The sequence below is a fragment of the Nonomuraea sp. NPDC003804 genome, from assembly GCF_040610675.1.
Taxonomy (GTDB): domain Bacteria; phylum Actinomycetota; class Actinomycetes; order Streptosporangiales; family Streptosporangiaceae; genus Nonomuraea.
Genome location: NZ_JBEXMT010000066.1, coordinates 1 through 13514, shown reverse-complemented (window position 1 = coordinate 13514; position 13514 = coordinate 1). Strand labels below are relative to the sequence as shown.

At 70.7% G+C, this 13514-nt stretch carries 13 protein-coding genes and 1 pseudogene; 5 read left to right on the top strand and 9 right to left on the bottom strand.

The genetic code is table 11. From position 1 onward, the window contains the following. Nucleotides 1–212, bottom strand: a pseudogene (locus ABZX22_RS44415) (hypothetical protein); the annotation flags it as partial. Between the two features lie 63 nt (nucleotides 213–275). On the opposite strand from ABZX22_RS44415, the gene ABZX22_RS44410 reads away from it, so the two are divergent. Further along, a complete protein-coding gene (locus ABZX22_RS44410; RefSeq protein ID WP_354923180.1) occupies nucleotides 276–683 on the top strand; it encodes a VOC family protein in 408 nt (135 codons plus the stop codon). Nucleotides 684–842: 159 nt separating this feature from the next. Here ABZX22_RS44410 and ABZX22_RS44405 read toward each other — a convergent pair whose 3' ends face one another. From ABZX22_RS44405 to ABZX22_RS44380, 6 genes are all read right to left on the bottom strand, one after another. Next, nucleotides 843–3233: an excinuclease ABC subunit UvrA gene (locus ABZX22_RS44405; RefSeq protein ID WP_354923177.1), complete on the bottom strand. Its 2391-nt coding sequence runs from the start codon at nucleotides 3231–3233 to the stop codon at nucleotides 843–845. Nucleotides 3234–3465: 232 nt separating this feature from the next. Then, nucleotides 3466–3876, bottom strand: a complete 411-nt coding sequence (locus ABZX22_RS44400; RefSeq protein ID WP_354923174.1) for a VOC family protein — start codon at nucleotides 3874–3876, stop codon at nucleotides 3466–3468. A gap of 5 nt (nucleotides 3877–3881) precedes the next feature. Beyond that, entirely contained in the window at nucleotides 3882–4331 is a 450-nt protein-coding gene (locus ABZX22_RS44395; protein WP_354923171.1) for a helix-turn-helix transcriptional regulator, read from the bottom strand. Nucleotides 4332–4435: 104 nt separating this feature from the next. Beyond that, entirely contained in the window at nucleotides 4436–4864 is a 429-nt protein-coding gene (locus ABZX22_RS44390) for a nuclear transport factor 2 family protein (RefSeq protein ID WP_354923168.1), read from the bottom strand. A gap of 136 nt (nucleotides 4865–5000) precedes the next feature. Then, nucleotides 5001–5609 carry an NAD(P)H:quinone oxidoreductase gene (gene wrbA, locus ABZX22_RS44385; RefSeq protein ID WP_354923165.1) on the bottom strand — a complete coding sequence of 203 codons (609 nt, stop codon included), beginning with the start codon at nucleotides 5607–5609 and terminating at the stop codon, nucleotides 5001–5003. 281 nt (nucleotides 5610–5890) lie between these two features. Beyond that, nucleotides 5891–6391 carry a hypothetical protein gene (locus ABZX22_RS44380; RefSeq protein ID WP_354923162.1) on the bottom strand — a complete coding sequence of 167 codons (501 nt, stop codon included), beginning with the start codon at nucleotides 6389–6391 and terminating at the stop codon, nucleotides 5891–5893. Between the two features lie 136 nt (nucleotides 6392–6527). Between ABZX22_RS44380 and ABZX22_RS44375 the strand changes: the two genes are divergently transcribed. The 3 genes from ABZX22_RS44375 to ABZX22_RS44365 are packed head-to-tail and all read left to right on the top strand — an operon-like array spanning nucleotide 6528 to nucleotide 9102. Then, complete coding sequence (locus tag ABZX22_RS44375) at nucleotides 6528–7202, top strand: response regulator transcription factor (RefSeq protein WP_354923159.1); 675 nt, start codon at nucleotides 6528–6530, stop codon at nucleotides 7200–7202. After that, nucleotides 7199–8623, top strand: a complete 1425-nt coding sequence (locus ABZX22_RS44370; RefSeq protein ID WP_354923157.1) for a HAMP domain-containing sensor histidine kinase — start codon at nucleotides 7199–7201, stop codon at nucleotides 8621–8623. Before ABZX22_RS44375 ends, ABZX22_RS44370 begins: the two co-directional genes overlap by 4 nt. Then, nucleotides 8620–9102 carry a hypothetical protein gene (locus tag ABZX22_RS44365; RefSeq protein ID WP_354923154.1) on the top strand — a complete coding sequence of 161 codons (483 nt, stop codon included), beginning with the start codon at nucleotides 8620–8622 and terminating at the stop codon, nucleotides 9100–9102. Before ABZX22_RS44370 ends, ABZX22_RS44365 begins: the two co-directional genes overlap by 4 nt. Before the next feature lie 22 nt (nucleotides 9103–9124). Here ABZX22_RS44365 and ABZX22_RS44360 read toward each other — a convergent pair whose 3' ends face one another. Beyond that, entirely contained in the window at nucleotides 9125–10114 is a 990-nt protein-coding gene (locus ABZX22_RS44360; RefSeq protein ID WP_354923151.1) for a DUF5937 family protein, read from the bottom strand. Between the two features lie 134 nt (nucleotides 10115–10248). On the opposite strand from ABZX22_RS44360, the gene ABZX22_RS44355 reads away from it, so the two are divergent. Beyond that, the gene (locus tag ABZX22_RS44355; protein ID WP_354923148.1) at nucleotides 10249–11103 is read left to right on the top strand and encodes an isocitrate lyase/phosphoenolpyruvate mutase family protein; all 855 of its coding nucleotides are present in this window, start codon (nucleotides 10249–10251) and stop codon (nucleotides 11101–11103) included. A 6-nt stretch (nucleotides 11104–11109) separates the two neighbouring features. On the opposite strand, the gene ABZX22_RS44350 is transcribed toward ABZX22_RS44355, so the two are convergent. Next, on the bottom strand, nucleotides 11110–12867 hold the full coding sequence (locus tag ABZX22_RS44350; RefSeq protein ID WP_354923145.1) for a hypothetical protein: 1758 nt from the start codon (nucleotides 12865–12867) through the stop codon (nucleotides 11110–11112). Between the last annotated feature and the right edge of the window lie 647 nt (nucleotides 12868–13514).

Below are 13514 nucleotides of genomic sequence, written 5' to 3'. Positions count from 1 at the left end.
GGGTCGACGGAAAGGCGTGCGCACAGGCCGCGTTGCGTGTGGGGGCCGAAGTCGGCGAGCGCGGCCAGTACGGCCATGTGCCAGAGGCGAAGGCCGCGGGAAGCGAGCCGGTCGGCTACGCGGCCCCGCGCCGCCTTGCCGGTCAGCGACAGCAGGTAGGTGCTGAGGCCGAGCAGCGTGGGTGGGAGCGCGTCCGGCGTTTCTGTTCCCATGGCGACATTGTAGGTGTCGACCTATAGTGGGTGCAGACCCACTATTTGGAAGGTAGGCCGCCCATGGACGCGCTGCATCCCCGTCTCCTGGTCGACGACTTCGCCACCGCTTTCAGGTTCTACGACGCCGTGCTGCCGGAGCTCGTCGGCGCGCGGCGCGTCAGGGGCACCGCGGCGGGGCCGTATGCGAACTGGGACGTCGGCGAGGAGGGTGTCCTCGTGTTGTTCGACCGGGCATCCCTGGCCGAGGTGGCGGGCACCGCCCACCTCCCCTCCGAGGGTGCGCCGGCGCAGGACACGGTGATGTTCGTGTGCCGGGTCGACGACGTGGACGAAGGGCTGGCCCTGTGCCTGACGCACGGCGCCGCGCAGGTCGTACCGCCCACGGACCGGCCCGCCTGGGGACCGAATCTCCGGACCGCTCACCTACGCGACCCGGCCGGCACCCTGATCGAACTCCAGTCGTACTGAGGACGTTTCTCGTGCCGCCCGGCGGCTCCGTCCCGGCGACGCGGCCGTGAAGCTGGGAGTCCGAGGTCCATGGCCGACCGCGCCATGCCTGGACGCAGCAACACGAACGCCCCGAAGTGATTCGCTTCGGGGCGTTCGCGCGGCTCGGGAATGCCGGCGTCAGATGCCCACGTAGGCCGCGAGGTGCTCGCCGGTGACGGTGGAGCGGGCGGCGACGAGGTCGGCGGGCGTGCCCTCGAAGACGATCCGGCCGCCGTCGTGGCCGGCGCCGGGGCCGAGATCGATGATCCAGTCGGCGTGCGCCATGACCGCCTGGTGGTGCTCGACGACGATGACCGACTTGCCGGAGTCGACGAGCCGGTCGAGCAGGCCGAGCAACTGCTCGACGTCGGCGAGGTGGAGGCCGGCGGTCGGCTCGTCGAGGACGTAGACGCCGCCCTTCTCGGCCATGTGGGTGGCCAGCTTGAGCCGCTGCCGCTCGCCGCCGGACAGCGTCGTGAGCGGCTGGCCCAGGCTGAGGTAGCCGAGCCCGACGTCGGCGAGCCGGCCGAGGATGGCGTGCGCGGCCGGCGTGCGCGCCTCGCCGGCGCCGAAGAACTCCTCGGCCTCGGTCACCGACATCGCGAGCACCTCGCTGATGTCGCGGCCGCCGAGGTGGTGGTCCAGCACCGATGCCTGGAACCGCTTCCCCTCGCACTCCTCGCAGGTGGTGGCCACGCCGGCCATCATCGCCAGGTCGGTGTAGATGACGCCGGCGCCGTTGCAGTCGGGGCAGGCGCCCTCGGAGTTGGCGCTGAACAGCGCCGGCTTCACGCCGTTGGCCTTCGCGAACGCCTTGCGGATCGGGTCGAGCAGCCCGGTGTACGTCGCCGGGTTGCTCCGCCGCGAGCCGCGGATCGCGCCCTGGTCGACCGACACCACACCCGCGCCGGCGGGGATCGACCCGTGCACGAGCGAGCTCTTGCCTGAGCCGGCGACGCCGGTGACGACGACGAGCACCCCGAGCGGGATGTCGACGTCGACGTCGCGCAGGTTGTGCGCCGTCGCGCCGCGGATCTCCAGCGTTCCGGTGGGCTTGCGCACCGTCTCCTTGAGGGCGGCCCGGTCGTCGAGATGACGGCCGGTGATGGTGCCGCTGGCCCGCAGCCCCTCGACGGTGCCCTCGAAGCAGACGGCGCCGCCCGCCGTACCGGCGCCGGGGCCGAGATCGACGACGTGGTCGGCGATCGCGATCGTCTCCGGCTTGTGCTCCACGACGAGCACCGTGTTGCCCTTGTCCCGCAGCCGCCGCAGCAGGTCGTTCATCCGCTGGATGTCATGGGGGTGAAGGCCCGTGGTGGGCTCGTCGAAGACGTAGGTGGTGTCGGTGAGCGAGGAGCCGAGGTGGCGGATCATCTTGACGCGCTGCGCCTCGCCGCCCGACAGGGTGCCCGACGGCCGGTCGAGCGAGAGGTAGCCCAGCCCGATCTCCACGAACGAGTCGAGGGTCTGCCGCAGCGTGGCGAGCAGCGGCGCCACCGACGGCTCGTCAAGGTCGCGTACCCATGCGGCCAGGTCGCTGATCTGCATCGCGCAGGCGTCGGCGATGCTGATCCCCTCGATCTTCGACGACCGGGCCGCCTCGCTGAGCCTGGTGCCGCCGCAGTCGGGACAGGCGGTGAAGGTGACCGCCCGGTCCACGAACGCCCGGATGTGCGGCTGCAGCGCCGTCCTGTCCTTGGACAGGAACGACTTCTGGACCTTGGGGATCAGCCCCTCGTAGGTGAGGTTCACGCCCTCGACCTTCACCTTGGTCGGCTCCCGGTAGAGGAAGTCCCGCATTTCCTTCTCGGTGAAGTCGCGGATCGGCTTGTCCGGATCGAGGAAGCCCGACTCGGCGTAGACGCGCACCGTCCAGAAGCTGTCCGACTTCCAGCCGGGGATGGTGAACGCGCCCTCCGCGATCGACTTGGAGTCGTCGTAGAGCTGGGTCAGGTCGATGTCGGAGACCGTGCCCCGGCCCTCGCAGCGCGGGCACATGCCGCCGGTGCGGGTGAAGGTCTGCTTCACGGTCTTGCCGGCACCCCGTTCGACCGTGACCGCACCGCTCGCCCGGACCGACGGGACGTTGAAGGCGAACGCGTTGGGCGAGCCGATGTGCGGCTGCCCGAGCCGGCTGAAGAGGATGCGCAACATCGCGTTGGCGTCGGTGGCGGTGCCGACCGTGGAGCGGACGTCGCCACCCATCCGCTGCTGGTCGACGACGATCGCGGTCGTCAGCCCGTCGAGCACGTCGACCTCGGGCCGCGCCAGCGTCGGCATGAAGCCCTGCACGAAGGCGCTGTAGGTCTCGTTGATCAGCCGCTGCGACTCCGCGGCGATCGTGTTGAACACCAGCGAACTCTTGCCCGAGCCGGAGACGCCGGTGAACACCGTCAGCCTGCGCTTCGGGAGCTCGATGCTGACGTCCTTGAGGTTGTTCTCGCGCGCGCCGTGCACGCGGATCACATCGTGGCTGTCGGCAACGTGCGGCGGAGGCGACTGCGTGTCCGTCCTCGTGGCCATGCTCATGGTGTCTCCATCTGTCGGGCGGGGCCGCCTTCGCGGTCGCCGGGGTCACGCTCGGCGCAAGATACCAAGGCAGCCACGCTGCTTCCGCATGGAGCCGGAGGGCCCCGGCCACGCGGCGTGCCCGCCGACGCGTCAGACCGGCAGCGGCCGTCGCGCGTCAGCCCGCCACTGACGCGCGCGCTCCTTCACGATGCCGCCCTGTCGCAGCTCATGGCTGCGATCGCCGGACGGCTCAGCGCAGCTGCTGGATCCGGATCAGGTTGCCCGCGGGATCGCGGACGGCGCAGTCGCGCACCCCGTACGGCTGCTCGGTCGGCTCCTGGACGATCTCGGCGTCGCCGGCCTGCAGCCGCTCGAAGGTGCCGTCGAGGTCGGGGGTGGCCAGGATGACACCGGCGTAGGTGCCCTTGGCCATCATCTCGACGATGGTGCGGCGCTCGTCGTCGGTGACGCCGGGGTCGACGGCCGGCGGCTGCAGGACGATGGACGTGCCCGGCTGGTCGGCGGGGCCGACCGTGATCCACCGCATCCCGCCGTATCCGACGTCGTTGCGGACCTCGAAACCGAGGGCGTCGCGGTAGAAGGCCAGCGATGCGTCCGGGTCGTCATGCGGTAGGAAGCTCGCGTGAATGGTGATGCCCATGACGGTCAGGTTAGGTGCGGCTCCGTGACCCGCGCTTCTCGATTCCTGATCGGTCTGGTCACCTGCTTCGCCACGCACGACGGCATCCCGGCCGTCGCGCGTGCCGCGTGGCGCCGGTAGGCGCTGGGCGGCATGCCGACCAGCTCGGTGAAGCGGCTGCTGAAGGAGCCCAGCGACGAGCAACCGACCGCGAAGCAGACCTCGGTGACGCTGAGGTCGCCACGGCGCAGCAGCGCCATCGCGCGCTCGATGCGCCGTGTCATCAGATAGCCGTACGGCGACTCGCCGTAGGCGAGCCTGAACTGGCGGCTGAGGTGCCCGGCCGACATGTTGACGCCACGGGCGAGCGCCTCCACGTCGAGCGGCTGCGCGTACTCCCGGTCGATCCGGTCGCGGACGCGGCGCAGTCGCGCGAGGTCGCGCAGGTGCTGCGCCGCGGCGGGTCTGCTGCTCACCTGCGAAATCGTGTCACGTCACACCGGAGTTGCCCAGCGCCGCCGGCGCCGAGCAGGACGAGGGCACTCCCAGACAGTCTTCTCCGATGAACGAACAGGCCGGCTCACATCTCCGGCGGAAACCAGGCCTGGAGGTTCTGAGGGTTGATCGGCACCGAGATGTGTTCGTGCGTGATCAACCACTGGCCACGTGACCGCCGCAAACAAACGGTCGATCGTACCCATATCGCGCTCTGGAGCCCGTTCTTGCGTGTTCCGCTGTCCAGGTGAAGCATGTGCGCGAACGCCACATCCCCACTCGCCGCAACGGTGAGGTCGTGCGTTTCCAAGCCGATGGGGCCGTCGTATTCATCGAACCACCGCACGAAGTTGCCGCGGACTTCATCGGACCCGGCGAACTGGAGCGGGGGAACGACGTCGTAATACACGATGTCGGGAGAATAATGTGACATGAGGCGATCAATGTCTTTTGTCCGGCAGGCTTCGACCCGGCTGTCCAAGAACTCTCTGACCTCGGAATCGTTCGACGTCATCGCATCCTCCATTCACGAATCTGACCGCGACCAGCTCATCCGGCGCGGTCCCTGTGGTCTCAGTGGTCCGACGACGCGGCCCTCGGGAATGTGAGGTGCCGCAGGCCGACGGACCTGCCGTACCAGGCCCGTTTCCTCAGGCGGCGCGGCCGGTCTTGAGCGCGGCCGTGGTGTCGACGACGCGGCGGGCCTGGTGACGGGCCGCCTGCAAGGTCACCTCACCGGCCGGGCCATCGCCGGCCACGTGGGAGGTGCCGTAGGGATTGCCTGACTGGAACTGGATGGGGTCGGTGTAGCCGGGGGGCACGATGATGCCGCCCCAGTGGTAGAAGGTGTTCCCCAGCGCCAGGAGAGTGGATTCCTGTCCGCCGTGGGCGGTGTTGGAGGCGGTGAAGGCCGAGTACACCTTGCCCGCGAGCTTGCCCTGGTACCACAGGGGCCCGGTGGTGTCGATGAACTGCCTGAGCTGGCTGGCCGGGTTGCCGAAACGGCTGGGGGTGCCGAACAGCACCGCGTCGGCCCAGTCCAGATCGTCGTGGCCGGCCTCGGCGACGTCGGCGGTGTCCTGGAGGTGTTGGGCCCAGGCCGGATTGGCGCTGATCGCCGCGGGCGGGGCCGTTTCGGCGACCTTGCGCAGGCGCACGTTCGCGCCGGCCTTCTCCGCGCCCTCGGCGACGGCTTGCGCCAGAGCGTGCACGTGGCCGGTGGCACTGTAGTAGATGATCGCGACGTTCACGGGTTCCATGATCGGTTCACTTCCTTCGCGCTCGGGTTCATCGATACGACGACGCAGCCCTGCGCGATGTGAGGCGACCCGCCGGCCTCCCCGGCCGGCGCGACAGGGAACCGCCGCCGACGACCGGATCTCCCGGAGCACCACCCCGCCCTGGTCGCGCCGCCGGTCACGCGGCCGGTCCCGGCTCCTGACGCGAGGACCGGGACCGGCCCGTGCTCCCGCCGACCCTCCCCTCGTCCCCGCGCCGGGAGCGGAGGGAAAGGCATGGCCCGGCGAGAGCGGGCGGGTGGCTAGTTCTCCTCGTACGGCGCGGGCGGCTGCAGGGAGGCGCACCCCTCGAAGACCTGCTTCTCGGCGGCCGAGCCGGGCTTGACCTGCTTGAACCCGGCAGGCTTCTCCTCCTTGCCGACGGGCTGCCAGACGCCGCCCTTCTGCAGGCACTGGGCCCACGCGGCGAACTTGGCCTCGTCCTCGGGAGAGGACGGCTCGGTGCTGCCGAGGATCACCGAGTCCCACTCCTTGCACGCCTTCATGGCGGCGTCGAGCTTGGCCTGGCTGACCTTGGTGACGGCGCTGGTGTCGAGGTCCTGGCCCTTGACCGGGTCCGGGATGTCGATCCCGTTCTCCCGCATGCACCCGGCGAACTTCACCGCGGTCTCGTGCCAGCTGGGCTTGGCGGAGCCGGGCGCAGGGCTCGACGTGCTGGCCAGGCTCTGGGCCCCGCACGCCGCGCTCAGCGCCAGGGTGGGAAGGGCCGCCAGGACGGCGAGGCGCCGCTTGGTGATGAACACATGTCCTCCAACAGGTCTGTGACTGCCCATCACCCTGGCCCGCCCCTGTGAGCGGCCCGTCCGCGCCATGTCATGAACGTGTAATAGCTTCCAAGCCCGGACGAACCGCACGTCGGAGCCGCCGATACTGGACCGCATGGCTCGCGTGTTGCTGATCGAGGACGACCCGAACGTCAGGGACGCTCTGACGCTCGCCCTCAAAGGCAGGGATCACGAGGTCGAATCGGCGGCATCCGGGGAGGAAGGGCTGGAGCGGCTGGCACGCTTCGCCGCCGACGTGGTCGTGCTCGACCTCATGCTGCCCGGCATCGACGGGTTCGAGGTCTGCCGGCGCATCCGCTCGGCCACCTCCACCTCGATCGTGATGCTGAGCGCGCGGGGCGACGACTTCGACGTGGTCGGCGGGCTGGAGGCCGGCGCGGACGACTACGTGGTCAAGCCGGTGCGGCCGCAGGTGCTGGAGGCTCGGATCAGGGCGGTGCTGCGCCGTACCGACGGGGTGCCCTCGCCCGTGGAGTCCTACGGCGCGCTGTGCGTGGACCGCGCCAGCCTGACCGTGAGCAGGGACGGGCGGCAGGTCGCGCTGCCACCGATGGAGTTGCGGCTGCTGCTGCACCTGTCGGCCACACCCGGACAGGTCTTCAGCCGGCAGCAGCTGCTGGAGGCGGTGTGGGAGCACGACTACCTGGGCGACTCGCGGCTGGTGGACGCGTGCGTGCAGCGGCTGCGCGCCAAGATCGAGAGCGTGCCGGCCGAGCCGAGGTACGTACAGACCGTGCGCGGATTCGGTTACCGCTTCGGTCCGGTATGACCTGGCTCCGGGGGTTGCGGGCCCGGCTGGTGATCACGTTCGTGCTGGTCGGCGGGCTGAGCGCGGTGGGGGCCGCCGGGCTGACCTACTACACGGCGCAGAACAATCTGCTGGCCGGGGCGCAGGACCGGCTGCTGAAGGACTTCAGGAACCGGGTGCTGCTGCTGTCGCGCGACGTCGTGCTGCCCGCCAGTGACGGGGAGCTCGCCCTGCTGGCCGAGGACCTCGAGGTGGGCGACCGCAAGGTGTACGTGGTCAGGGACGGCGCCATCCCCAGCGACGCCCGTATCACCGCCGAACTGCGCACCAGCGTTCTGCGGCGGCCGGAGCTGGCCTGGCAGCGGGTGACCCGCGACGGCGTGCCGTACCTGGTGGCCGGCAGCAGGGTCATGCTCCTCGCGGGCGGCACGCCGTCGGGGATCACCGTCTACCTCGTCGAGTCGCTCGCGCAGGCCGCCTCCGACGAGGCGGCCGTGCTGCGCGCCGCGCAGGCGGCGGCCCTCCCCGTCGTGCTCCTGGCGGTGCTGGCCGGACTGCTGGCCGCGCGCGGCGTGCTGCGGCCGGTCGCCGACCTGGACCGCGCGGCCCGGCGGCTGGGCGAAGGCCGGCTGGAGACCCGCCTGCCCGTACGCGGCGGCGACGAGCTGGCGCGGTTGGCGGGACGGTTCAACGAGACCGCCGCGGCGCTGGAACGCTCGGTCGGCGAGCTGCGCGAGATGGAGGCCAGGTCGCGGCGGTTCGTCGCCGACGTCTCCCACGAGCTGCGCACCCCGTTGGCCGCCGCCACCGCCGTCACCGACGTCCTCCAAGCCGGCGCCGACCGGCTGGACGCCGACGCCGGGACCGCCGCACGGCTGGTCACCGCCGAGGTCGCCCGGCTCACCAAGCTCGTCGACGACCTGATGGAGATCTCCCGCTTCGACGCCGGAGCCGCCGTGCTCAACCTCAACGACGTGGACGTCAGCGCCGCCGTCGCCGCATGCCTGCGCTCACGCGGCTGGAGTGCCGGCGTCACCACGGACCTGCCGCCGGACATCCGCGTCCCCCTCGACCCGCGCCGCCTGGACGTCATCGTCGCCAACCTCGTCGGCAACGCGCTGCGGCACGGCACGCCGCCGGTCACGGTCCGGGTGCGCGCCACCGGCCAGGCCGTCGCCATCGAGGTCGCCGACCACGGGCCGGGCCTGCCCGCCGACGTCCTCCCGCACGTCTTCGAGCGTTTCTACAAGGCCGACGCCGCCCGCGCCCGCTCCGAAGGAAGCGGCCTGGGCCTGGCCATCGCCCGCGAGAACGCCCTCCTGCACGGCGGCGACCTGACCGTCGCTTCCGGCCCCGGAGCCGTGTTCACCCTCACCCTGCCGAGGAACCGCCCTGCCGGGGACCCGTCCGTCAGAACCACCCCACCGGGGAACCACCCGTGAGAACCTGGCCCCTCGCCCTGCTCCTGGCAGCCTGTACGGCCTGCGGAGTCGGCCCCACCGGCGTGGTGGGTGCCGGAGAGCCCGCCCGCGGCTTCACCCAGGGCACCCGCCTGTACTTCGTGCAGGACGACCGTCTCGTCTCCGTCGGCCGCCCCGAGGGCCCGCTGGACGCCGCCGAAACCGTCGAGCTGCTGGCCGGCGGGCCCACCTCGAAGGAGCGCGAGCGCTCCCTCGACACGCGCCTGCCCAAGAACATCGCCGTCCGGGTGAACGACGACGGGTTCACGCTGGAGAAGGGCGCCCCGATGCTGGTGGGCGGCCGATGGCTGCCGCCGGTCCCCCGCCTGTCGCGGATGGCGACCGGGCAGCTCGTCTGCACGATCGCGGCCGCCACCGCCGCCAAGCGCGGCGTGGACGTGGATGACGTGCGGGTGACCGTACCGGCCGAGGGTCAGGCGCGCTGCGCGGACTTCACATGAGCACCCCGCGTCGAGCGGGCTTTCACGTCTGGGCGGTGAGCAGGGCGTCGGCCAGGCCGGTGCGGGCGTAGAGCACCGAGCGGCCCGCACGGTGGGTGCTGGTCAGGCCGGCGGCCCGCAGTGCGGTGAGGTGTTGGGACACGCCCGCCGCGGAAAGGCCCGACCGCTGGGCGAGTTCGGTGGTCGAGGCGGGTGAGTCCAGTTCGGTCAGGATCAGCGCGCGGGACCGGCCGATCACCGCGGCGAGGGCTTCCACGCGTTCGTGTGTCCGACGCTCCCACAACGTGCCGATCCCGCGTGCCGGGTAGGCCAGCTGCGGTGGTTCCGACGCGACGGAACGCGTCAGCACTCGCGGCCACGCGAAGACCGACGGCACCAGGAGCAGCCCGGCTCCGGTCTCGATCCTGGTGATGGCGCAGTGCCGCTGTACCAGGTGGAGGCCGCCGCCGGCCCAACGCACCGTGTGGTGCAACTCGTTGAGCACCTGGGCCGTGCCCTGCTCGGCCACCTGGCGGCCCCGATGGAAGACGTCCGCCTCCAGCACCGTGCGGATCCTGGCCCAGTAAGGCGCGATCGCGAGCCGCCAGTAGGCCTCGATCTCCGCGACGATCCTGGGCAGGTAGGTCCCGGGGGTCCGGTGAAGGCTCCGCAGCCGGGGGGACAACCGGCCGTCGCGCTCGGCGGCCAGGCAGTCGAGGTCCCGCCGTACCTGCTCGGGGTCGGTGGCCTCGATGGCGGCCAGCTCGTCGGAAAGGTCAGGGGACGCGGTCGCCGGTGCCGGGTTGAGAAAGTCGGGGAGGTGACCGACGGGCGGAATCATGTCAGCCAGCCAGCCGCGGTCGAGACCCGCGGCCGCGAGCCGCGGGCGTACCTGGTCGGCCCAGCCGCGATGGGGGTCCGCCACCGCGGCGGCGGTCAACACTCTGCGACTGGTGACGACTTCCCACATGGGCGAGACGGCGAACCGGGTCTCGGCCAGATCGTTCACCGAGAAGGTCAGCCGCGCCTTCATACCGCCTCCTTGCGTCCATGATTCGGTCCGAGCTTAATCAATGGACGCTCGCCGTCCCGCCCGGCAGCATCCCGTTGCGGGTGCCCACGAGGCGGGGCGCCGCGAAGCAGAACGACGCGAAGGCGGTCATGCACATGTCTGTTGACCTCTCCCCCACCCCTGATGCCGCGACCGAGGAGAAGGCCCGGCTGTTCCGCGCCTTGAGCACCGAGTCCGTGCTGGTGCTGCCCAACGCCTGGGACGCCGCCAGCGCGACGGTGATCGCCGCGGCCGGCGCCACGGCGATAGCCACGACCAGCGGCGGCGTGTCGTGGTCCCTGGGTCGCGGGGACGGGCAACGGCTCAGCCGGGGCGAGATGATGGAGGCCGCGCGGCGCATCGTGGACTCCGTCGACCTGCCGGTGACGGTCGACGTGGAGGGAGGGTACGGCCCGGCCCCGGCGGATGTCGCCACCACCGTGCGGGCGGTGGTCGAGGCCGGTGCGGTGGGCGTCAACCTGGAGGACTCCACGGCTGTCGGCGGTCCTCTGTTCGACGTCGCCGAGCAGAGCGCCAGGCTGCGCGCCGCCAGGGATGCCGCGGCAGCGGCGGGCCTGCCGACACTGTTCGTCAACGCACGCACCGACGTCTTCCTGTTCGCGATCGGTCCGTCCGACGCCCGACTGGGCGAGGTGCTGGCGCGCACGGCGGCATACGCCGAGGCGGGAGCCGACGGCATCTTCGTTCCCGGCCTGCTCGATCTGGACGTGCTGAGCACTCTCTGCGCCGAGTCGCCACTGCCGGTCAATGCGATGGCCGTCGCCGGTGGACCACGTGTCACCGAGCTCGCGCAGGCGGGGGTGCGCAGGATCAGCCTGGGCACCGGGCTGGCCCAGGCCGCCTACACCGCGGCCCGCAGAGCCGCCGCGGAGCTGCTCGGCACGGGAAGCCTCACAGCCCTGGACGGCTCACTGGACTTCAGCGAACTCGACGTCCTGTTCCGTCGTTGACCGAGCCTAGGAGGACGGCTCGGGCAGGCGATCGAGAACGGCGTCCGCTCTCCTGACCGGATAGCTGAGAATGAGATCCACGCCCTGACGCGTATACAGGCGCAGCCGGTAGACGCCAGGACCGCCGCGCGCGAGATCGGGGAAGCGCACCTTGCTCGCCGACAGCGTCTGCATCTCCAGGCGACCCGATTCGCTGACGATGTCCACCTCGACCACCTGCTCCCAGCCTTTGCGTCGCAGGGGTGGCGGGGCCGAGCGCAGCGCCTTCGCCGTGACGCAGGTCGCCCAGTCCTGGCTGGGCGTGAAGACCAGGGCCAGCGGACCGCTGGCCGCCAGGGTGCCGACCGATTCCGCGTTCCAGATCTTTTCGGAATGTCCCTCGGTGTCCGCTTCCGGGTCGTCGATGCCGTAGGGCATGCCGTCCCAGTCGTAATAGGACGCGGTCGCCTGAAACCGAGTACGTAGCGCGGGCCACGGGTCGCGGCACATGGCGTCCTCCTTGCGCGCCTCGCGCTCTCGCCGTTTGCGCTCGATGTTCTCCTTCTCTGCCTGCTGCCGGCGGATCTGAGCGGACGACAGCAACAGATCCGGATATTTCCGTCCGATCACCTCCGGACAGAGCAGCGCGAGCAGCGCGGGCCGAGCCTTGACCGGCTCCCCGGCCGCGAACCTGGCGCACGCGGCCCAGCCCTTGCCGAGCAGTTCCTGATCCGAGACACGCAGGTCAGAAGGCTTGTTCACGCTGCACATGTAGGCCCGGTCCCGCTCGTGGGCCGGGATGTCCGCGACACGCGGCGGTGCCGACGACGCCCAACAGTCCATGAGGTCACCGCTCTGCCAGGTGTAGACGAGATGGGGACGGCCCTCGGGTCCGACGACCATCAGAGGGAGGACCGCGGCCACAGCCGCGACCGCTGTGGGCACTCGCAGCGCCGTCTTCCGCCTCCGCTCACGGTTCAGCTCATGCGCCGTGCGCGCCAGCCAGACGACGTAGAGCACATCCATCGCCTCGGCGATCGACTCGATCGTGCTGCCGCGCGTCAGGCCATCCACGAGTTCCACCAGGAACGCGCTCGCGAACGTGCCCAGACCGATGAGGAGCGTCACCCGGCTCCAGCGTCCGTCACGCCGCTGAGCGACCAGCAGCAGCACCATCGTGACGAACGCGGCCACTGCCGCGGCCATGACACCCGCCCGATCGGCCGGACTCATGAAGAGCTCGGGCTTCAGATCGTCCACCAGGTCGCTCGCGAGCGATATGGCCGGTTCCACCAGTCCGAGCAGGAGCAGAGCCAGCCGGAAGGGCCGGCCTGACCCGGTGAGCACCACCGTGAGCAGCACCAGCGCAGGCACCCAGAGCGCCAGCCCGATGACCGTCTCAACCAGGTCTGGGAGGAACGAGGGGATCAGCAGCCACACCACGTCGGCGTACAGCAGCAGCCGTAGCCACGTGGCCGCCCGACGCATCGGCACCGCCGTAGGCGCGGGTCCCCGCAGAATCTGCCACAGCATCCACGCGTTCACCAGCCCGACCAGCAGCAACCCGCCCAGCACCGGCACCAGGGGAGACCTCCCGACGACCTCGCCGGGCGGGTACCACATGGTGACCAGCCATGCGGGTGTCGCGGTGCCGATCACCAGGCTGAGGACGATCGAACCGAGGGTGATGACCAGGTAGACAGACGTCGCTAAACGATCTATGCGCACAATGAGGCCCGATCGTAGTACGACCGCGTAGTTCCCCCGGAACTGGTCGAGCACCACGATCCACGGCCGTTGTCGGCCTCCGCGTGCCCAGCCTGTTGAGGCTGCTTCTCCCGGTCCTGGTCGTCGCCGGGTGCGCGAGCACCGGAGCCCGTCTCGAAGGGCAGGACCCGATCATTCTCGTCCATGGTTCCAGCATCTCGATGAAGGCCGAGTTCTTCGGGGTGCCGGCCTTGGACGTGAAAAGCCGGTGTCTCAGGCTGAGGTCCGCTTCAGGGGCCGGAACGGAGGCGACCCCCGGCTGGTCCGATGGCACCGAGCCTCTCCTGGCCGGAGGAAGGCGCGGGGTCGACGTGCCGGGGGTGGGGACCATCTCCGCCGGCAGAGCGGCTACGAGAGGCTCTTGGAGTGTTGAGCGGGAAGAGCGCTGTCGACGACCGGCCGCTGATCCCCCACCAGCCTGCCCGCCAGGCCGGCACGCCCCCATCTCACGTCCCGACCAGGTCGCCGCAACCACCACCGGGCCCCTCGCTACGGCCTGGCCCGTCCGAGTCACCCGGCACCGTTGCAGAACCAGGAAGAAATAGGTGACGGTGTTACGATTATTCCGGATTCGTTGGTCGGCTCGCAGGAGCTGGTTTCCCACCAGAACAGCTGGAAAAGACCGACAAAACCGACGTATCTGGGCACCGGCGACCCGGCGCGGC